The organism is Photobacterium indicum, from assembly GCF_003026215.1.
In the GTDB taxonomy this organism is placed as follows: Bacteria; Pseudomonadota; Gammaproteobacteria; order Enterobacterales; family Vibrionaceae; genus Photobacterium; species Photobacterium indicum.
Genome location: NZ_PYOC01000003.1, coordinates 415,089 through 435,425 on the forward strand (window position 1 = coordinate 415,089; position 20,337 = coordinate 435,425).

General features: G+C 41.2%; 19 protein-coding genes and 1 riboswitch. Of the genes, 15 read left to right on the forward strand and 4 right to left on the reverse strand.

Annotated elements, in window-relative coordinates:
• Positions 1-55: 55 nt before the first annotated feature.
• The 3 genes from torA (at position 56) to C9J47_RS12215 (ending at position 4,288) form a co-directional block, all read left to right on the forward strand.
• On the forward strand, positions 56-2,587 hold the full coding sequence (torA, locus tag C9J47_RS12205) for a trimethylamine-N-oxide reductase TorA (RefSeq protein WP_107253776.1): 2,532 nt from the start codon (positions 56-58) through the stop codon (positions 2,585-2,587).
• A gap of 249 nt (positions 2,588-2,836) precedes the next feature.
• Positions 2,837-3,487: a molecular chaperone TorD gene (gene torD / locus C9J47_RS12210; RefSeq protein ID WP_107253777.1), complete on the forward strand. Its 651-nt coding sequence runs from the start codon at positions 2,837-2,839 to the stop codon at positions 3,485-3,487.
• A gap of 243 nt (positions 3,488-3,730) precedes the next feature.
• Positions 3,731-4,288, forward strand: a complete 558-nt coding sequence (locus C9J47_RS12215; RefSeq protein WP_107253778.1) for a hypothetical protein — start codon at positions 3,731-3,733, stop codon at positions 4,286-4,288.
• 124 nt (positions 4,289-4,412) lie between these two features.
• Here the strand turns inward: C9J47_RS12215 and C9J47_RS12220 are convergent, their stop codons facing one another.
• The 4 genes from C9J47_RS12220 to hutW all read right to left on the reverse strand — a co-directional run bounded on the left by C9J47_RS12220 (position 4,413) and on the right by hutW (position 7,695).
• Complete coding sequence (locus tag C9J47_RS12220) at positions 4,413-4,802, reverse strand: hypothetical protein (RefSeq protein ID WP_107253779.1); 390 nt, start codon at positions 4,800-4,802, stop codon at positions 4,413-4,415.
• A gap of 242 nt (positions 4,803-5,044) precedes the next feature.
• Positions 5,045-5,602, reverse strand: a complete 558-nt coding sequence (gene hutZ, locus C9J47_RS12225) for a heme utilization protein HutZ (RefSeq protein ID WP_107253780.1) — start codon at positions 5,600-5,602, stop codon at positions 5,045-5,047.
• A gap of 79 nt (positions 5,603-5,681) precedes the next feature.
• Positions 5,682-6,200: a heme utilization cystosolic carrier protein HutX gene (gene hutX / locus C9J47_RS12230; RefSeq protein WP_107253781.1), complete on the reverse strand. Its 519-nt coding sequence runs from the start codon at positions 6,198-6,200 to the stop codon at positions 5,682-5,684.
• A gap of 67 nt (positions 6,201-6,267) precedes the next feature.
• A complete protein-coding gene (hutW, locus tag C9J47_RS12235; protein ID WP_107253782.1) occupies positions 6,268-7,695 on the reverse strand; it encodes a heme anaerobic degradation radical SAM methyltransferase ChuW/HutW in 1,428 nt (475 codons plus the stop codon).
• Positions 7,696-8,180: 485 nt separating this feature from the next.
• Between hutW and C9J47_RS12240 the strand changes: the two genes are divergently transcribed.
• The 12 genes from C9J47_RS12240 (at position 8,181) to C9J47_RS12295 (ending at position 20,331) form a co-directional block, all read left to right on the forward strand.
• Complete coding sequence (locus tag C9J47_RS12240) at positions 8,181-8,954, forward strand: energy transducer TonB (protein WP_107253783.1); 774 nt, start codon at positions 8,181-8,183, stop codon at positions 8,952-8,954.
• 3 nt (positions 8,955-8,957) lie between these two features.
• Positions 8,958-9,701 (forward strand): MotA/TolQ/ExbB proton channel family protein, encoded by a 744-nt coding sequence (locus C9J47_RS12245; protein WP_107253784.1) that lies wholly within the window; start codon positions 8,958-8,960, stop codon positions 9,699-9,701.
• Complete coding sequence (locus C9J47_RS12250; protein ID WP_107253785.1) at positions 9,698-10,117, forward strand: ExbD/TolR family protein; 420 nt, start codon at positions 9,698-9,700, stop codon at positions 10,115-10,117. The genes C9J47_RS12245 and C9J47_RS12250 overlap by 4 nt, the downstream gene beginning before the upstream one ends.
• Positions 10,117-10,986 carry a heme/hemin ABC transporter substrate-binding protein gene (locus C9J47_RS12255; protein ID WP_107253786.1) on the forward strand — a complete coding sequence of 290 codons (870 nt, stop codon included), beginning with the start codon at positions 10,117-10,119 and terminating at the stop codon, positions 10,984-10,986. The genes C9J47_RS12250 and C9J47_RS12255 overlap by 1 nt, the downstream gene beginning before the upstream one ends.
• Positions 10,987-11,019: 33 nt before the next feature.
• Entirely contained in the window at positions 11,020-12,057 is a 1,038-nt protein-coding gene (locus C9J47_RS12260; protein WP_211321747.1) for a FecCD family ABC transporter permease, read from the forward strand.
• Positions 12,054-12,887, forward strand: coding sequence for a heme ABC transporter ATP-binding protein (locus C9J47_RS12265; RefSeq protein ID WP_107253788.1), 834 nt, complete (start codon positions 12,054-12,056; stop codon positions 12,885-12,887). Before C9J47_RS12260 ends, C9J47_RS12265 begins: the two co-directional genes overlap by 4 nt.
• Positions 12,888-13,328: 441 nt before the next feature.
• On the forward strand, positions 13,329-14,333 hold the full coding sequence (gene purR / locus C9J47_RS12270; RefSeq protein ID WP_107253789.1) for an HTH-type transcriptional repressor PurR: 1,005 nt from the start codon (positions 13,329-13,331) through the stop codon (positions 14,331-14,333).
• Positions 14,334-14,551: 218 nt separating this feature from the next.
• A riboswitch (cyclic di-GMP riboswitch) is annotated at positions 14,552-14,657 on the forward strand.
• A gap of 121 nt (positions 14,658-14,778) precedes the next feature.
• Positions 14,779-15,369 (forward strand): TfoX/Sxy family DNA transformation protein, encoded by a 591-nt coding sequence (locus tag C9J47_RS12275; RefSeq protein WP_107253790.1) that lies wholly within the window; start codon positions 14,779-14,781, stop codon positions 15,367-15,369.
• Positions 15,370-15,814: 445 nt separating this feature from the next.
• Positions 15,815-16,168, forward strand: coding sequence for a hypothetical protein (locus C9J47_RS12280; protein WP_107253894.1), 354 nt, complete (start codon positions 15,815-15,817; stop codon positions 16,166-16,168).
• 110 nt (positions 16,169-16,278) lie between these two features.
• On the forward strand, positions 16,279-16,878 hold the full coding sequence (locus C9J47_RS12285) for a carboxymuconolactone decarboxylase family protein (protein WP_107253791.1): 600 nt from the start codon (positions 16,279-16,281) through the stop codon (positions 16,876-16,878).
• 8 nt (positions 16,879-16,886) lie between these two features.
• Positions 16,887-19,100, forward strand: a complete 2,214-nt coding sequence (locus C9J47_RS12290; protein WP_107253792.1) for an FAD-dependent oxidoreductase — start codon at positions 16,887-16,889, stop codon at positions 19,098-19,100.
• Positions 19,101-19,122: 22 nt separating this feature from the next.
• Complete coding sequence (locus C9J47_RS12295; protein WP_107253793.1) at positions 19,123-20,331, forward strand: ABC transporter substrate-binding protein; 1,209 nt, start codon at positions 19,123-19,125, stop codon at positions 20,329-20,331.
• Positions 20,332-20,337 lie beyond the last annotated feature (6 nt).

The window sequence follows — 20,337 nt, forward strand, 5'->3', positions numbered from 1 at the left end:
GTTAATACTTTTAGCCCGCGTTATTACACAGAATTCAAATTTAAGGATCTCGTCTATGACGACTCAAATTCTAAATAAAGGTGTTTCACGCCGCCGCTTTTTATCTGGTCTGGTTACAGTCAGTGCAGCATCCGTTGTAGGAACAAGCTTACTTGCACCACGTCAAGCTATGGCAGCAACCGATAGCAAAGCCGCGTTCACAGGCAATGTGCTGTCTGGCTCTCACTGGGGTGCATTCCGCGCCAAAGTTGTTGATGGTGTTTGGGTAGATACTGTACCGTTCGAAAAAGATTTACACCCTACCCCAATGATTAACGGTGTACGCGAAGTTGTTTACAACCCTGCTCGTGTTAAATACCCAATGGTTCGTATTGATTGGCTAAAGCATGGTTACAAGTCTGACACTACGCAACGTGGCGATAACCGTTTTGTACGTGTGCCATGGAGTCAAGCGCTTGATTTCTTCTACCACGAATTAGAACGTGTGCAAAATAACTATGGTCCTAGCGCACTTTACGCAGGTCATACAGGTTGGCAGTCAGTCGGTAAGCTTCACTCTGCCGGCACTATGATGATGCGTGCTATTGGCCTACACGGTACTTACCTTGGCAAAATGGGTGACTACTCAACAGGTGCAGCACAAGTTATTCTTCCGTACGTTGCTGGTGCAATGGAAGTATACGAGCAGCAAACATCTTGGCCTTTGGTTCTTGAAAACTCAGACACAATCGTTATCTGGGGTTCAGATCCAATAAAGAACCTTCAAGTAGGTTGGTTGGTACCAGACCACAGCCCATATGCTTATTACCAAGAACTTGCTGAAAAAGTAAAGAACAAAGAAATCAAAGTAATTTACGTTGATCCTGTTCGTTCTGAAACTCAGAAGTTTGTTGGTGGCGAGCAAATCGCTGTTAACCCGCAAACTGATCTACCGTTGATGTTAGCTATCGCGCATACCTTGTATACCGAGAACCTATACAACAAAGATTTCATTGCTGATTACACGACTGGCTTCAAAAAGTTTGTCCCTTACCTAACAGGTGAGAGCGATGGCGTTGAAAAAACACCAGAGTGGGCTGAAAAAATCTGTGGCATTAAAGCAGATGAAATTCGTGCACTTGCTCGTCAAATGGCATCTGGTCGTACTCAGATCATTGGCGGTTGGTGTCTACAGCGTATGCAACACGGCGAGCAATACGCGTGGATGCTAGTTGTAGTTGCTGCAATGCTAGGTCAAATCGGCTTACCTGGTGGTGGCTTCGGTTTCGGCTGGCACTACAATGATGCTGGTTCTATCACATCGAATGGCCCATTAATGTCTGGCTTTAGTGGTGTAACAGGCGTTGACCCTATCCACAATGGTTCATACAAAGGCTACTCTACCTATATCCCAGTAGCACGTTTCGTAGACTGTATCGAGAACCCTGGCGAAACAATCCAGTGGAATGGTCACGACGTTACATTCCCTGAAATGAAGATGGCTATCTTCTGTGGTAACAACCCTTTCCACCACCATCAAGATCGTAACAAAATGATCAAAGCATGGCGTAAACTGGAAACGGTTGTATCAGTAGAGCACCAATGGACAGCGACATGTCGTTTTGCAGATATCGTTTTACCTGCAACAACAACGCATGAACGTCATGACATCGAACAATACGGTAACCACTCAAATGCAGGTATTATCGCCCTGCCTAAAGTCGTTGAGCCTATGTTCGAAGCAAAAGATGATTTCGATATTTTCCGTGAACTATGTCGTCGCTTTGATCGTGAAGAAGCATTCACCGGCGGTAAGACACAAATGGAATGGATTGAAGAAATCTATAACGGTGCACGTTTACAAGGCCGTGGTCTTGGTGTTCGTATGCCTAACTTCAAAAAATTCTGGGATGAAGAAGGTTTCATTGAGTTCCCTGAAGGTGCTGAATGGGTACGCCACGAATCATTCCGTAAAGAACCAGATCTAGAGCCTCTAGGTACCGCTTCGGGTCTGATTGAAATCTACTGTAAGACAATTGCTGATATGGGTTACGACGATTGTCAGGGTCACCCAATGTGGTTTGAAAAGAATGAGCGTAGCCACGGTGGTCCTCAGTCAAACAAGTTCCCACTGAACATGCAAAGCACGCACCCTAACCACCGTTTACACTCACAGCTATGTTCATCGACAGAGCTTCGCGCAAGTTATGCTGTTGCTGATCGTGAACCTGTTTACATCAGTGCTATCGACGCAAAAGCACGCGGTATTAAATCTGGTGATGTTGTTCGCGTATTCAACGACCGTGGTGAAGTACTAGCAGGCGCAGTAGTAACTGAAGACTTTAAATCGGGTGTTTGTCGTATTCACGAGGGCGCATGGTATAGCCCACTTGAAGGCGGTAAACCAGGCACGATTTGTACTTATGGCGATCCAAACGTTCTGACTCAAGATGTTGGTTCATCAAAGCTTGCGCAGGCAACAACAGCGGCATCGGCTCAAGTAGATATCGAAAAATACACTGGAAAACTTCCAGCGGTAACAGGCTTTAATGGACCTGTAGAAGTCACTGACATTAACCCTCTATTCCCAGCAATGGATTTAGAGTAATCCCTGTACGTTAGAATATTAACGCTATAGGCAAAACAATAAGCAACCAAGCGAATACTTGATGTGCGCATTGTTTTAGTGAACTGAATGATAGCCGCCTTAAATATAGGCGGCTAATCAAAAATAATAAAAAGATAGGCGATCTGAAGCAATAACCTCACCTTTCTTTAAACAAAATAAAGCCTATTCACATATAATCATTACAAATCTATGTTTTATGTGAATATGTTTTAAGTGTCTGGAGTGACCATGCAAGAATTTATTGCTTTCAACGAACAACGTGCTGAGATTTACTGGTGGATGTCTTCGCTTTTAGCTCGAGAGTTGACGAATGAAGATTTAACCGAATACCACGGTGACGAAATGTTCACTTTCTTGTCTGGTTTAGGAATGACACCAGAGCTTAAAGAACCCGTTGAAACATTCCGCAATGCGATCAACACGCTAAAAACACGTGAAGATGCACAGCTTGAATTAGCAGCTGATTTCTGTGGCCTATTTCTGAGCACACCAAAATCAGGCGCGTTACCTTATGCATCAATATATGTTGGTGAATCTGGTTTATTAAACGATAAACCAGCTCAAGATATGAATGCATTAATGGAAGAATACGGCATTGCACAACGTAAAGAATTCAACGAACCTGCAGATCATATTGCAGTCGAATTAGACTTTATGGGCAATCTTATTATCCAAGCAAACCAAGAGCTGGATGAAGAAAAACGTGAAGCGTTGATGCAAGCGCAATTAGCCTTTGTTAATAACATGCTATTGAACTGGATTCCAGCATTTGCCCAGTCGTGTAAAGCACGTGATGACTTCGGGTTTTATACTGCATCTGTTAACTTACTTGTTGCTTTCTGCCAACTCGACTCTGCATTCCTTCTAGGTGAAGAATAAAACTAATCAATAATAATCGGTGAGCATGCATGTTGGTACCTACATGATAATGCCACTGACACACTATCTCCTTGCCGGTATTTAATACCGGCTTTTTTACCTAAATTCAGAAAGCTTAGATTCATTGAGATATCGACCTGCAGAGTGTTCAGCTTTTAAACAGCCTTCATGACAATCTTCTGACATAACTCCCCCTTCCGACATTTAACGTATATCTCATACTAAATAACATGAGATATAAACATGTCTAAAATAACGGTGAAAGCCCCTCTATTTAAATCCTTATTTACAAAACTGCTTCTATCTTTTTCAATACTTGGCTTTATCGCAAGCGTGCAAGTAAATGCGAGTGAAGTAATGGCTTCACCTGCTGTTGAACAGCAAAAACTGGCTAATCGTATTGGCATAATTCAGCAAGAGTTAGCTGATATAAGAACACAAACCATGCAATCAAACCCAGCTCTTGTTGATCAGGTAAAAACATTTGAAGCAACGTTTGAAAAGAAAGCAAAAGAAATCAATTACCAGCCAGAGGAATTCCTGAAACGTGCGCAAGATATCCAGCAACAAGTACGAGATGAAAATACGACAGACGAACAACGTGCTGAGCTAATAAAATCGTTTGCGAAAGAAAAACAAGCATTAGCTAAACAACGTGAATCTATCATGGCAGATCCTGAGCTTAGTAAACTCGAAATCGCACTACAGAAAGATACGATCTCTGCAATGAAAAAACAGGATCCAAAAACAGAGACTCTCTTAAAAGAGCTCGACACTTTATTTACTCAATTTAGAAGCTAAATCGACAAGCTAGACTAGTTCCCCCCTAAGTTAACGAGAAAGCGAGCAATAAAAAAACCTGTGGCAAGTCTGAGTAACTCATCAGACTTGCCACAGGTTTTTTTGTATTACCACTGTTTCGCAATTACATTTCTACAGCTTTGTTTACACTAAGCTGCTTCATACCTTTTACTATCTTCGCAAACCAAGCCACAATCGCTGCCAAGGCAATGACTGCACCAATAAACGGCAGTACATTCAGTACAGTATGAAGCACATTACTATGTACCCAATACTCAGCACCCGCTACCATACCCGTTGTAGTCGCCGCAGTTACACCCAAAACAACAAAAAATGTGAAGAACAAAAAGAAGCTTCGAATAATGGTGTAATAATGGCTGTAAGCCACTTCATCAGTACCTTTATTCAACTGATAGCCAGAATAAATAATGGCAACAATACCAGAGATTAGTAGTGTGAAAGGTGTTAAAAAGCTTGCGATATAGGCAAACCATAAACCGTTTTTATTAGCCATAATATTGATCCGGTATAAACGTAAAGGTTGTCGTAATTATCACACTTATTTGAGAGACATCAAGTTTCTCATTGTTATCTGATGATCATGATCAAGCGTTTAAAAAACCTGTCTGTGATTGTCCGCAATAACACCCTAAACAAACAAAGGCCTGAACCTAGGTTCAAGCCTTTTGCTTATTAACTGTACCAACTTACTGTGCTTTTAAGCGTACTTCACTTATGCCCAAGCGTGGATATACATTATAACTCTTCTGTTGGCGCTGTTACTTCACTACCATCTTTAACGCGCTTATGACCTTCTGTTAGATGCACAAAATCAACCAGGTCATCGCTGCTTACTTGAAATGCTTTACCAAAGCCTTTTACAAATAAGCCTTGAGTGGGTTCAAGACGGAACATTTTAAAATCTTCCAATCCACTTAAACCATTTACAATCTCGCCAAAACGATCTTTAAGACCCACTACGGCTTCTTGCCAGCGTGCTGTTTCACGTTCTACGATCACAACATTAGCTTCAAAAGTTAAACGCTTACGTGCATAAATTGTTTTCGATGTAGCTTCATCTTCAATCATCATTAAAGATACTTTCGGGTTTTCAAGCAGGTTACGTGCATGCTTTGCAATTTGGCTAATCAATACATAATAGCCATCATCTAACAATGCAAACGGGGCATAACTCACGTTCGGGTTGCCATTCGCATCAACTGTCGCTAGCTGAATAGTTTGGCACAATTCGCGAAACTCTTTAATTTCTGGACCTAAACGATTTTGAAGGCGCTCTTGTTTTACCTGACTCATTTATACTTTCTCCGTTTATACCTGTTTAGTCGGTATTTTGGGGTTATTTTTTAATGTGATGACAATTTATAAATACTTTTTATACATACTGTGTTTTTAACTGCTGAAATTTTTCAATTTGTTCTGGGAATAACTTACGTTGCTTATCGCGACCTAAATACACTTTAAATACACATTCACCCGTTTTAGCAAAGAAGCCAATGAAGTAACTTTCTTGCCCCATAAACGCTTTACTGACTAACGCAACCTGAGCGACAAGATCTAAACGCAAATGACCGTGCAATTCGCCGTCTTTACCCATCAAGTTATAATAACCACGCGCTTCCTTACCTTTAGGAAACGGTGCCTTTACTTCAAAAATTGAGCCCATAGAATGCACAATTGTTGTAACAGGGCCCCATAAAGGTAAATCTTCTAGAATGTTTTTCGCGACCTCACCAGGTAGTGTCGCTACTAACTCATCAGGAAAAGCAAATACAACTTCACCTTCGGTAACCTCTAATTTTTCTGCAATTGCACCAGCATGTAATTTAGGGTCGTCAGCCAATACTGCAGCTACTTTTTCTTTCATTGTTTCTAGTGAGTATGTTGAATACACGGTGTTTCTCCCAGGTTTATAAATGCTTTAACAATTAATTTTATCTATTGAATGCGTTAGACACGTTTCATGCCGCCGCTTGTGCAGGCAAAAACTGCTGTAAAACCTCAATCATCGCTTGAGCCAACGACACAGACCAAAACTGCCCCGCTAGTGTTAGCGACAAATACTCATTATCGACATCGACTAGCCCGTGACTTTCCCACTTTTTGAATAACGGTAAACAGTAGCCATAAACATCAATATTCATGTACATTGCTGGAATCTGGTTTGCCATCACTTGCTGTGCAAGAGCCTTTCTAAGTAACGATGCAGACAATACCCCGCGATCAAAGCTCGCTTTAATTTCTGCGTGTAGTGCCGCTAAAGGTGCAGACTTAGTCATCATCATTAAAGGCATCTCACCTTTACTTACAGACGCCATATACGTATCTAAGTTCCGATGCTGCATGAAACCATAGCCACCAACGTTACCACCAGCTCCTGCACCTAAAGGTAATACCTCAGCAGAGGTTTTAGCTAAACTGTTGTAAACACTACGTTCGCGGTTATCTCTGGCCCAATGGTTCACACTTAAACGACGCATATGGTGTTTCGCCATAAAGTTCACACCATTTTCGAACATCGTTGCTTTTGTTGGGGTATCTGCAGGCTCTGGTAATCGACCATTCTCAACCAGCCCTTTCATCGGTGTACCACCCATTTCAATGAGCTGATACAAGTCAACACCATGCGCGCCACTGTCTAAGAAATCATTCAAATCTTGTTGCCACACCGTTAAGTCTTGATATGGCAATCCATACAATAGATCGATAACAATAGGTGCTGATTCGCTCGAACTAAGCGCTTGAATTCTCTCTAATACCACGTCTTTATCATCTAAGCGCTTTGCTTTACGTCGTACTTGCGTATCGAAGCTTTGCACACCAAATGAAAAACGATTGAAGCCACCTTCTAGTGCTGAATCAAACATTTCATCAGTAAACCGATTAATTCGCCCTTCCAACGTTAGTTCACAATCTGTTGTTAATGGGAAATGTTGGCGGATCATTTGTCCTAAACGCTTAATTTGCGCTGCCGTTAAATCTGTTGGGGTGCCACCACCTATATATACCGCATGAAATGGTGCTGCTTGTGTCCAAGCTTGACGTGCTTTCAGTTCAAGCTCGACCATCAACGCAGCAAAATAATCATCAATTAAACTTTGGCTCGATGCATATTGGAAAAAATTACAATACGTACAACGCACACGACAAAAAGGAATATGTACGTATAAACAACGCTTCCCCGACTGCTTTGGCGTCGTACTTAAAATTGCTTGCGCTATAGGCTGCTGTTCGCTCTCTGCAACCATTGATGTCATGCCACCAGCATGCGCTGTTCGTTTTTGACGGAATGCAAACCTCAGTGGATCAGGCGTGTTTTCCCCGACAATATCAACACTCATGCTTTCAACATGAATTTTATTAATACTAGGCAATTGTTCTTTATTCATAGATTAATGTGCTGGTTTAACCAGCCACTCCTCGTATCGGTACTCTTCACCAAAATAGTGAGAGTTAAGTAATAAGGTGAGCACTTATCACTTAGCTAATGAGTCAACTTCAACGCTGTTTACTTTCTTTATGCATACTTTCTTATTAACTGACGATTCATGTTCATTTCTGTCATTTACCCAGACAACCAATCGTATTGTGAATGCATTAGAGCTAATGTATTCACAGACGGAAACCATCAACTAACTCATTGAAATTAAGGTATTTATATCAAAAAAGGCAAAAATGAAAAGATAATCAGTCTTATTTGATTGGCATCATATTCACCATCAAATGAGATTGCAAATGATAATTGATATTATTCGCTTTTAGTGGATAATAAGGCTAATTCTTGATAACGTGTTTATCTCAATATCGTTATTACCCTTAATTCCAATGCCTTGTGCGTTTATGGAAATATCAAATTTTCGAGCAGGTGATCTTTGTGAATACCAAGCGATACGTCATTGCGGGTGCTACATCCATTCTTTTCCATGGCATCTTGCTTTCTGCAATCCCAAACAAAAATGCGATGGCAATGCCTGTTGGTGCTGAATCTGTGCGTGTATCTCTCAATTTGGTTTCAACACCTCAAGTAGCTTCTTCACAACCAATAGCTGAACTGGTCAAGCAAGACGTAATCAAACAGGCGGTACAAAAAACGCCGCCTAAAAAGGTAATTGAACCCGTAGAAACAAAAACAAAAAAGCTGGTAAAAAAATCGGACAACAAACCGAAAGTAATTAAAAAAGTGAAACCTACTCCCCCCCCTATAGAGAAGATCACACCAAAGAAAGTGGTTAAGAAGACGACTCCAAAGAAGCAAAAAACAGAGGTTAAACAAACACCAGCTAAAACCATAGATAAGCCAATGCCAAGCGTTGCTAAAACAGAAAAGCCAGCAACAAAAAATGAAGTGTCGGCGGGTGCTAATTCACCAGCGTTAGTATCAAAACCAACATTTGCAACACGCCCTAGCCCTGTGAAATATCCGCGTTTAGCTAAACGCCGCGGTGTTCAAGGGGAAGTTATGGTTGAGGTATGGATTGATCAAACTGGCCGACAAATCAAACAAACATTACTCGCCTCTTCAGGCACAAACATGCTGGATAAAGCCGCATTAGATGCCATCAAAAAATGGCAATTCTCTTCTCATATCGTCGATGGACAAGCAATTGCCCACCGAGTACAGATTCCTGTTCGTTTTCAGTTGGATTAAATAATGGACACCATCAATAATTTACAAAACCAATTTGGGCTAATGACATGGCCTCTTCTTATCTGCTCTGCGTTAACCATCATGCTCTTGTTGGAAAGATGCGTACAAGTACTCTTGTGTACCGGTGTGGGTAAAACTAAAATTAATGCTCTACTTGCCAAGCAATATCGAGATGATGATCGCGGGTTAGATGAGCTTGCCTCTGAATTAAAACAACAACGCCCTTTGCTATACAAGGGAGTGGCAATGCTAATTTCACATCGTCATTTTGATAAGCCTCTTCGTGAAGATGCCGCTGGGATTTGGTTACAACAAAAGCGTACACAATTACGCTCAGGCTTGCGTTTACTCTCGCTGATTGGCGTGATCACCCCTTTGCTAGGTTTATTGGGCACAGTGTTGGGTTTAATCGAAATGTTTAAAGGAATTGCCGCCACAACTGGTTCAGTGACACCGAGCGATCTTGCCGACGGCCTTGGGCTTGCCATGCGAACAACAGCTGCAGGTTTGATTATTGCTCTACCTGCAATAACAGGCGCTCAACTTCTAGGTTTATGGGCAGATCAGGTAACCGCAAAATTAGAACATACCTTAAACCATTGTAACCTTTGGTTAGAAGGGCTAGACCTTGACCCTGCTTGTAATAAGCATTCGAAAAAAACGAGTGTAGAGCCATCAGCGGTCAACATAAATACAGCAACAGCTAACATCAACACCTCTCTTTCCAGTACAGAGACAGCCTTATGATCAGCGTAAGCCATACATATAGAAATGATGACGAGCTTAAGCCTGATCTCACTCCCTTACTCGATATCATTTTCATCGTTATGGTTTTTTTGTTGCTCACTGCCAGTGTGAAATTGAAAGCACTCGATGTCGAATTACCGAGAACAGAAACACAGATCTTACAAACAACGGAAGCCGACCCTATTACGATCAATCTTATTGCAAAAGAACCGTTCTGGGCGCTACAAGGCCAATCTTTTAAGACTTGGGATAGCTTTACCGTTGCGCTATTAAAACAAGTAAAGAATGGACCTACAAAGCCTGTCGTTATTGGTGCAGATAAAAATGCATCGGTAGAACAAATGCTAAAGCTATTAGCCTTCTTGCAACAACATGAAATTAAAGCCACACAACTATTGATGGAAGATAACGCGTAATGGAAAAGAACATAAACAAAAAAATGAATACGATGAAACTCGCAGTCTTAGCTAGCGCATTGATTTTCTCTAGCAGTTCATCATGGGCAAGTGAACGCATTATTAGTGCAGGGGCTGCGATTACTGAAATCATCTATGCACTGAATGCTGAAAGCCAGCTGGTTGCTGTAGATCTAACCAGTAAAACCTTGGTTAAAGGCGCTTATCCATTAGTGGGTTATCACCGACAGTTGTCCGCAGAAAGCTTAATGTCTTTAACACCAGATCGCATTATTGGTTCAAATGAAATGGGACCAAGCAGTACATTAAAATTGCTTAAGCAAGGTGGAATTGATGTTGATGTCGTCAACTCAGGCGAAACAGTAAAAGACCTATTAGAACGCATTGATGAGGTCGCAGCTTTAACCAATAAAACACCAGCAGCTACATCATTAAAAGCAGAAGTAAGCAAAAAAGTAGACGCGATACAAACACACCTACTCACACAAACCACACAAAAAAAAGTATTGTTCTTGATGATTCATGATGGACGACCTGCGAATGTTGCTGGGCGTAATACCACAGCAGACACCGTGATCAGATTAGCCGGTGCAATTAACCCTGCCGCAAGTACAGTTGAAGCATACAAACCAATCTCTGCTGAAGCTATGGTGCAGATGCAGCCAGACATTATCTTATTAAGTGGCCGAACATTAAGTTCAATTGGCACAATCGATGACTTGCTAAAAAAAATGCCTCTACTTACAGCGACACCAGCGGGTAAAAATAAAGCACTGGCGACTATCGATGGTACAGCGCTAATTGGAGGCTTAGGTCTGAAGAGTATTGATGAAGCTGAACGTTTAAATAAAGTTTTCTATCAAGATTAAGTAAAGGTTACACACCACATGCAATCAAGACGTATGCAACTTCAACGTTTACCTATTGAAACACTCTTACCATTAGGTATTGGGTTATTATTTTTTGCGATCACTTCTTCAATTGTTATCGGTCCGATGGACATCAGCTTCATCGACAGTATTAAAGCATTGATACCGTGGGAAACGGATTTACCAGCTCATATACAATTAGTGGTTAATCAAATTCGCTTACCACGCACATTATTAGCCATTGCCATCGGCGCTATCTTGGCATTATGTGGTGCCGTTATGCAGGGGTTATTTAGAAACCCTTTGGCTGACCCTGGCATTATTGGTGTTTCAGGCGGTGCGGCATTAGGCGCTGCAATTGCAGTTGTTTTTTTTGCACCTCTTGTTGTCAATTACCCACTGATTTTGACACTCGGTACTGTGCCTGTCTTCGCTTTTATAGGCGGCGCATTAAGCACATTCTTTGTTTATTACCTTGGAACAGATAAGAACGGTACATCAGTCACCATTATGCTTCTGGCGGGTGTTGCAATTGGGGCACTTTCTGGTGCCGCCCTTGGTTTTATGAATTTCATCGCCGATGATCAAGCACTACGCGACTTATCATTATGGTCAATGGGATCATTAGCCGGTTCAACATGGCCTGGCATCATCTTAGCGTTCACTACTTTGGCTATTTTACTATGGCTATTTTGTCGCGACGCCAATGCACTGAATGCCTTTCTACTCGGTGAGGCTGAAGCCAAACATATGGGGGTGAATGTACAGATGCTTAAACGTCGCCTTATTTTATTATGTGCCGCAGGTGTTGGCGTTACCGTTTCTCTGACTGGCATCATTGGGTTTGTTGGTCTGGTTATTCCCCATTTAGGCCGAATGCTTTCAGGGCCAAATCATAAAACATTACTTCCCATTTCTGCATTATTAGGGGCTTTGATTCTATTGATTGCAGATATGATTGCACGCGTCGTGCTTGCCCCTTTAGAACTTCCTGTCGGTATTGTTACTGCTATTTTAGGTGCACCATTTTTTATCCTCTTACTTGTTAAGCAAAAAGGAAGAATGTCATGACATTTGGCCCGCAACCTAATAGCCTAAAGCCATTAATAAACAATCAAGTAGATAAGAACAATGTGGCTATTTGCGCCCAAAGTTTAAACCTAACTTTAGGGGGTAAAACCCTGCTTGATAACTTTGATATTGATATTCATGCAGGTGAAGTCACAGCATTACTTGGGCCGAATGGCGCAGGGAAAAGTAGCTTATTAAAAGTGTTGTGCGGTGAAATAGAAGCCACAGGAAACATTGAGTTTTTTGGACAAAACAGAAAGCAATGGCCAGCTAAAACACTCGCAAAACACCTTGGTATATTGCCCCAGCACAGCACGCTAAATTTTGCTTTTTTAGCCCATGAAGTCGTTGAACTTGGGGGATTGCCACTAGAGTTAAGTAATATACAAACACAGCAGGTTACTCAAGAAAAAATGGCCCTTGTCGATGTCTGCAATTTGGCTCATCGTCTTTACCCTTCCCTCTCTGGTGGGGAAAAACAACGCGTGCATTTTGCCCGTATTCTGACTCAACTGAGCCAAGCCGGAGATCAGTGCGTCTTAATGCTTGATGAACCCACCTCTGCACTCGATTTAGCCCATCAGCATAAAACCTTACAAGTCGCCAAAGAATTAGCCAGTAATGGCGCGGCGGTTATTATTGTCTTACACGACTTAAACCTTGCAGCGCAATATGCAGATCGCTTAGTTATCGTTAATCATGGTTTAATACAAGCAGATGGAACACCGTGGGAAGCATTACAGCCAGATATTATTGAACGAGTATACGGCTGGCCAGTGTATATATCCTCTCACCCAACAGGCGACTTTCCTGTCATTTTATCGCACTAATGTGTCACATTAAGCCGTAATTATAAAAACGGAAATATCATACATCATATAGTTAAGTTACCTTACGGTGCTCGTTTCAACGACAGTGAGGTAACTTGGGTATATATACAAACAAACTCATAATGGGCATTTATAAAATAACGGTTATTACCATGCATACCTGTTGAAATTGCATTAATTTTGTTGATACCTATCAAGTAATTTATTCTTGAGAGCCAGAAAAGTTGCACTGTGCGCTACACTCAGTAAAATGTGAGCGCAAGCGATTAAATAATGTAACATACGAAATTACGAAGAAGCCGCGAGTTTTAAGATGCGGCTTTTTTACGTTTAAGTACCAAATTGAATAAATAGCCAGACAATCTCTTTCTACTTATTCAATTTGGTACTGCTCAAGTAGCATTCAGATCTCTGACTACAACAATTATTAGAAGAATAAATATGGCAACGATTAAAGATGTTGCACGTATGGCTGGTGTGTCGACCACAACTGTCTCTCACGTGATAAACAAAACTCGCTTTGTGGCAGAAGCAACTCAGAAAAAAGTATTGGCTGCAGTAGATGACCTTAACTACGCACCAAGCGCTGTAGCACGAAGCTTGAAATGTAACACAACAAGAACCATCGGAATGTTGGTCACAAAGTCAACTAACCCATTTTTCGCAGAAGTGATTCATGGTGTTGAAGAGTATTGCTATGGCGCTGGTTACACGCTGATTCTTTGTAATACTGAAGGTAATCTTGTTAAGCAACGAGATTACCTACGCATGCTTGCTGAAAAGCGTGTAGATGGCTTGCTCGTAATGTGTTCAGATCTTGATCAAGACTTGCTCGATTTACTTGCTCGGAAAAGTGATTTACCAATGGTAATCATGGATTGGGGCCCAGAAAGTCCGCTAACAGATAAGATTCAAGACAATGCTGAACAAGGTGGCTATGTAGCGACTAAACACTTTATTGATAATGGTCACGAGAAGATTGGCTGCCTGTCTGGTCATAGCGAAAAATCTACGTGTCGTGAACGCTTAAAAGGCTTCAATAAAGCAATGACTGAAGCAAACATCACTGTTAATAACAACTGGATTATTGATGGTGATTTTGAGTGCGAGTCTGCCGTTGCTGCCGCCAATAAGTTCATTGCAATGAAAGAACGCCCTACCGCTATTTTTTGTTTCAACGACATCATGGCAATGGCGTTAATTAGTACATTTGAACAAGCTGGTATAAGTGTGCCAGAAGATGTCTCTATTATTGGTTACGATAATATTGACTTAGCGCCATACTTTTCACCACCATTAACGACGATCCATCAACCAAAACGACGTTTAGGTAAAACTGCCGTTGAGATTTTGATGGAGCGAGTGAAAGATAAAAATCATGAACGTCGTATTTTTGAAATGAACCCAGAGTTGGTGATTCGTAAGTCTGTCAAAGACTTAAATTAAAAATACTCACAATAAAAACAATGACACTTGATTCATAAGAAACCGATAAGTTAATTCTTGTCGGTTTTTTTTATCCAAATAATCTCTATAAAAAGAAGGCTTTAATATGAATTAAGGGCTTTTTAGTCATAAAAATAAACCAAATACCTGAAGCAACATCACATTTACTAAATTTCGAAACAGGTTCATACTTACTATCTACGTTACAATCGTTATGTCACGAAACAAGGCAAACTATTCGAAAGATTAGGACGCAAAGCTTCCGGCCTAAAAGGTATTATTTGTTCCCTAAATAATAACTCTCATGGTAGCGGGGTTGCCGATGGATTAACAAAAAGTTTTGTCATAAGTTTTACATACTTTTGACACAGATTATCTGCAGTTTGATAACCTGAATTCCTCGCTCTGATGTTAGGTGACTCATGGCATATCACCGAGAAGAAGCATGGATAAACCAATACTAAAAGATGCATTAAAAATATTTGATTGTTTTGAGAGTGTTAAATCACGCTCAATGTTTGGTGGCTTTGGTATTTTTGCGGGTGAAACAATGTTTGCTCTTGTAGTAAACAATAAACTTCACCTTCGTGCGAATGCTGATAATGAAGAAGAATTTAAAAAATCGGGGCTAGAACCATACGTTTATAAAAAACGTGGATTTCCGGTTGTCACTAAACACTACGCCATTCCTGATGAGTGGTGGAATGATACAACCAAAATAATTTTGCAAGCTCAAGGGTCTTTGACCGCTGCTGAAAAAGATAAAGAGGCCAAAAGCAACACTGGTCCGAATCGTATTAAAGACCTTCCAAACCTACGTTTAGCTAATGAACGTATGTTAAAAAAAGCAGGCATATGTACGATTGACGATCTTTTTGATGCAGGGGCACTTAGAGCGTATCGAGCTTTGCAAGATAATCATCAGAATTCATTAAGTATTGAATTATTGTGGGCATTAGAAGGGGCAATAAGTGGGCAGCACTGGTCTGTTATTACAGAGCAGCGCCGTACTGAATTGTTATCTGCATTGTCTTAATTTAGATATACTTTATAGAATGAAACTAAAAGAGGCGTTTACGCCTCTTTTTTATGGCTATAACGTCGTCTTTGTCTCATCTAATCATTCCCTCTCCAACCTAGTACACAAGCGCACAAGCATGATGTTTTATATCAAATACTGACCATTTTTCAATGTGTGGAAAAACCAGTGAATGTCACACCGAAACGACACTATCCAAGTCAAAATTAAGTCAATAAATCACAAACATTGAAGCGACTCACAAAGCTGCTCATAAAAGCAGCTACAGGTTTTCATTCAGCACAGATACTTGTAAAGTTACTGCGCATTCTATCAGAATGAATCTGAAGCTTAGGTTAATGACATTACACATACAACCAACGCTGACACTCAAAATGGTTCATCAACAACACTGAGAAACGCAATGTCTTGTGCAAACCCTTTTACAGGGCAAGAGAATCACATGTTTAAAGATAAGTTTTGTAAGTGGCCAAAGCTGCTACGCTTTCTTGTTTTTATAAGCCTAATACCGCCTTTAGGTATGTTCTATCTGGTATACAGTAACCTTGCTCCTGCCTACCTGTTAAATGAAACACTTACGATGGTAGGTTCCTTTAATCTTATATTGCTTACTTGGGGTTTATTACTAAAGATTAGAGCGAAGAAATATTGGTATCGAAGTTACCATATTGGTAAAACAATGCTTTTAGCGTTAATTCCAATTTTAGCGTGTGGTTATCTACTTGCAACCGATCAAAACGCGCCTCGTGTTGCCCAGCAAGTCAAAAGCCAATATGTAGAAATATCCATCAACTAAACGTTTTTTAAGATATTTTTAGCATTTATTGAAATATTTTCGTAGGGTTCTCGGTCTTTGTTGTTAGTTTGGTATAAAAACCATATTTACAACTTTGATAAGGGGCACTAGTGCGTATTTCAAGCAAGAAAAGTTACTCATTTCTCATCAAGCCACTACTTTGGCTTCAAAAGCGTCATTATGGTGAAGTCTTAAACCCAGCCCTACTTTGGGGGCGTAAGCCTGCACTCTTTTGGCTCGTCGCAGGTTTCTTCGGCGTTCTAGATCGTAAATCATCCCCTATTACTCCTGTTATCCGTTCATTAGTCTGCGTGCGCGTTTCACAATTGAATGACTGCGCCTTCTGTGTTGATGCCAACGGAATGAAGCTTGCGGAACGTTGTGATTCGGTTGATAAAATCAAAGCGTTAGCACAGTGGCAACACAGCGATCTATTTACTGAGCAAGAACGTATCGTATTGACCTACGTTGAAGCGATGACTATCACAGGTCAGCACGTCACTGAAGATATGCTGAATACATTAAAACAATCATTTGATGAAGATACTATTGTTGAATTAACGGCCTTGGTAGCTTTTCAAAATCTATCCGCAAAATTTAATACTGCACTTGATGTACCTGCACAAGGTTTTTGCTCACTACCAATACAAATGGATGATAGCAACACACCGTCAACGTCGAAAGAAACTGAACGTGACTCAAATAGCTGAGGTGTTTCATGGATAGAAAAAAAGTCGTACTGCTTGTCACATTAATAACTCTTATTGGGCTTTGGTTTGCATTTGATCTAGGCCAATACTTCACACTTGAACAAGCTAAGGCACAGCAATTAGCGCTACAAGATACAATTGCCGAAAAGCCATTTTTATCGAGCCTCGTCTACTTTGCTGTTTACATTCTTGTCACTGCCCTATCGTTACCAGGCGCTGCAATAATGACGCTACTTGGTGCCGCTTTATTTGGTTTTTGGTGGAGCCTATTATTAATCTCTTTCGCGAGTACTATCGGCGCAACACTCGCCTTTTTATTCAGTCGTTTTATATTACGCGATTGGGTACAAACTAAATTCGGCAACAGAATTGCCCCCATCAATGCAGGTATAGAGAAAGATGGTCCTTTTTATCTTTTCACACTGCGTTTAATTCCGGTGTTCCCATTCTTTTTAGTGAACTTACTAATGGGTTTAACACCCATTAGTACACGTATGTTCTATTTAGTCAGCCAGCTTGGAATGCTGGCAGGCACTGCGGTATACATTAATGCAGGTACACAACTTGGTGAAATTGAATCACTAAGCGGCATTATTTCAGCCCCTGTTTTAGTGTCTCTTGCACTTCTGGGCCTTTTTCCTTTAATAGCGAAATTCATTATGAATATCATTACTCAACGTCGTGTATACGCCAACTGGAAACGCCCTGAGAAATTCGACCAAAATATGGTGGTGATTGGCGCTGGCGCAGGCGGTTTAGTGAGCTCTTATATTGCAGCCGCTGTAAAAGCAGAAGTTACGCTTATTGAACGCCATAAAATGGGGGGAGATTGCCTCAATACAGGCTGTGTGCCTTCTAAAGCCATTATTCGTGCAGCCCATACCATGGCAGAGATTTCTCGAGCTCATGAGTTTGGTATTACTACCGATAAGCCTCAGGTTAACTTCGAAAAAGTGATGTCACGTATTCATAACGTGATCGATAAAATTGAGCCACACGACTCTGTAGAACGTTACTCTTCATTGGGTGTTAACTGTATTTCGGGTGAAGCTCAAATTTTGTCACCTTGGGAAGTTGAGGTTAACGGTCAACGTATTACAACGCGTAACATTGTGATCGCGACAGGTGCTCGTCCACTTGTACCAGGTATCCCTGGCTTACAAGATGTTAATTATCTAACGTCTGATTCTATCTGGTCGTTAAAAGTACAACCGAAGAAGTTACTTGTATTAGGTGGTGGCCCTATTGGTTGTGAACTCGCCCAAAGCTTTAGCCGTTTAGGCAGTGACGTTACCTTGATTGAAATGGCAGAGCAACTGCTCATTCGTGAAGATACCGACGCATCTCTGCTTGTTAAAGAGAGCATGCACAAAGATGGGGTTGATATTAAACTCAACCACAAGGCCACACGCTTTGAATCTATTACAGCAGAAGACGGAACACGTATTCAACGGGCGTACCTCGAATACAACGGCAAAGAAATTATCGTTGAGTTTGATGCGGTTATGTTAGCGTTAGGTCGTGTAGCCAATGTGCAAGGGTTTGGTCTTGAAGAACTTGGTATTACAACCACACAGCGTGGCACTGTTGACGTTAATGATTACCTACAGACTAAATACCCAAATATTTACGCTGTAGGCGATGTAGCAGGCCCTTTCCAGCTAACGCATGCCGCAGCCCACCAAGCATGGTACGCTGCTGTTAATGGTTTATTTGGACAGTTTAAGAAATTTAAAGCCGATTACTCTGTACTGCCAGCCGCCACTTACACTGCACCTGAAGTCGCTCGGGTGGGTATTAATGAAAAAGAAGCTGAAAACCTCAATATTGAATTTGATGTAACACGCTATGGTATCGATGATCTTGACCGTGCCATTACTGATGGTGAAGATTATGGTTTTGTAAAAGTGATTACGCCTAAAGGTAAAGATAAGATTTTAGGCGTCACGATTGTAGGCAATAATGCGGGCGAACTATTAGCTGAATTTACCCTAGCTATGCGCCACGGGTTAGGTTTAAACAAGATACTCGGTACTATTCACCCCTACCCTACGATGAGTGAAGCCAATAAATATACTGCAGGTGTATGGAAGCAAGCCAACGCCCCACAAGTGTTATTAGCCTGGGTAAAGAAATACCATGCTTGGATGCGTAATGATAAAGCTGGCTCTGTACATTCAAAAACAGACGTACAGACTAAGCTCGAAAAAGAACAGCGTTAAGCAAATAAGGATATTTAGGAAAATGAAAAAACTAACAACTGCTTTGGGGTTAACGTTCGCGTTAGCCTCTGGCTTTCTCACATCGAGTTTTGTACATGCCGAACAGCAGACAAGTACTTATTCATCGGAAATGACGAAGAAGTGGCAGCAAATAGAAAGCAAAGCCGACGGACAGACGGTATATTTTAATGCTTGGGGTGGAAGCCAAGAAATAAATGCATACCTACGCTGGGCAGCAAAACAACTAAAATCTCGTTACAACGTCACCCTTAAGCATGTCAAAGTCGCTGATATTGCTGAAACAACACAACGTTTAGTCGCTGAAAAAACAGCAGGCAAAAATAGTGATGGCAGCGTCGATATGGTATGGATTAACGGTGAAAATTTCCGTTCAATGAAATCCGGAAACCTATTATATGGTCCTTTCGTCAACCAACTGCCTAACTGGGAAAAGGTTGATCAACGGCTACCTGTTTTTGAAGACTTTACCGAACCTACTGATGGGCTTGAAGCCCCTTGGGGTGTGGGGCAGCTTGTCTTTATTCACGACAAGCAAACGTTAAATAACCCACCGCAAAGTTTTGCTGAACTATTAAGCCTTGCTAAAGCATTTCCCGGAAAGGTGAGCTACCCTCAGCCACCCGAGTTTCATGGTAGTAGTTTCTTAAAAGCGGCTTTAATTGAATTAACTGACAATAAGCCAGCGCTCTATCAACCGCTAGATATTCAAAGAGATAAAATTCTCTTTGATAGTGTTACGGCCCCTTTATGGCAATATCTTGATCAACTTCACCTTGTGGCATGGCAGCAAGGTAAACGTTTCCCATCAGGCACGACTGAAACGATCCAGTTACTTGATGATAAACAATTATTGCTCGCACTCACATTCAACCCTAATGCGGCAAATGCAGCCATTGAACACGGTACACTCACAGAAACCGCTCAAGCTTATGCTTTCAAGCAAGGAGCATTGTCTAATATTCACTTTTTAGCGATACCTTGGAATTCATCAGCTAAAGAAGGTGCACAAGTTGCCATTAACTTTTTATTGAGCCCAGAGGCTCAAACGCGTAAAGCTGATACCAGCATATGGGGCGATCCATCAGTAATAAAAGAAGAATGGCTAGAAAATGGAAGCCATGGGTTTTCACTGTTTCAACCCATTGCTGAACCCCACCCAAGCTGGTTAACAGCCATAGAGCAAGAATGGCAACGCCGCTACGGCCACTAGTAAAAG

What these genes read in the sequence shown, in the direction of transcription:
- torA (WP_107253776.1), top strand. Translation starts at nt 56, where the DNA reads ATGACGACTCAAATTCTAAATAAAGGTGTTTCACGCCGCCGCTTTTTA.
- torD (WP_107253777.1), top strand. Translation starts at nt 2,837, where the DNA reads ATGCAAGAATTTATTGCTTTCAACGAACAACGTGCTGAGATTTACTGG.
- C9J47_RS12215 (WP_107253778.1), top strand. Translation starts at nt 3,731, where the DNA reads ATGTCTAAAATAACGGTGAAAGCCCCTCTATTTAAATCCTTATTTACA.
- C9J47_RS12220 (WP_107253779.1), bottom strand. Translation starts at nt 4,802, where the DNA reads ATGGCTAATAAAAACGGTTTATGGTTTGCCTATATCGCAAGCTTTTTA.
- hutZ (WP_107253780.1), bottom strand. Translation starts at nt 5,602, where the DNA reads ATGAGTCAGGTAAAACAAGAGCGCCTTCAAAATCGTTTAGGTCCAGAA.
- hutW (WP_107253782.1), bottom strand. Translation starts at nt 7,695, where the DNA reads ATGAATAAAGAACAATTGCCTAGTATTAATAAAATTCATGTTGAAAGC.
- C9J47_RS12245 (WP_107253784.1), top strand. Translation starts at nt 8,958, where the DNA reads ATGGACACCATCAATAATTTACAAAACCAATTTGGGCTAATGACATGG.
- C9J47_RS12250 (WP_107253785.1), top strand. Translation starts at nt 9,698, where the DNA reads ATGATCAGCGTAAGCCATACATATAGAAATGATGACGAGCTTAAGCCT.
- C9J47_RS12255 (WP_107253786.1), top strand. Translation starts at nt 10,117, where the DNA reads ATGGAAAAGAACATAAACAAAAAAATGAATACGATGAAACTCGCAGTC.
- C9J47_RS12260 (WP_211321747.1), top strand. Translation starts at nt 11,020, where the DNA reads ATGCAACTTCAACGTTTACCTATTGAAACACTCTTACCATTAGGTATT.
- C9J47_RS12265 (WP_107253788.1), top strand. Translation starts at nt 12,054, where the DNA reads ATGACATTTGGCCCGCAACCTAATAGCCTAAAGCCATTAATAAACAAT.
- purR (WP_107253789.1), top strand. Translation starts at nt 13,329, where the DNA reads ATGGCAACGATTAAAGATGTTGCACGTATGGCTGGTGTGTCGACCACA.
- C9J47_RS12275 (WP_107253790.1), top strand. Translation starts at nt 14,779, where the DNA reads ATGGATAAACCAATACTAAAAGATGCATTAAAAATATTTGATTGTTTT.
- C9J47_RS12280 (WP_107253894.1), top strand. Translation starts at nt 15,815, where the DNA reads ATGTTTAAAGATAAGTTTTGTAAGTGGCCAAAGCTGCTACGCTTTCTT.
- C9J47_RS12290 (WP_107253792.1), top strand. Translation starts at nt 16,887, where the DNA reads ATGGATAGAAAAAAAGTCGTACTGCTTGTCACATTAATAACTCTTATT.
- C9J47_RS12295 (WP_107253793.1), top strand. Translation starts at nt 19,123, where the DNA reads ATGAAAAAACTAACAACTGCTTTGGGGTTAACGTTCGCGTTAGCCTCT.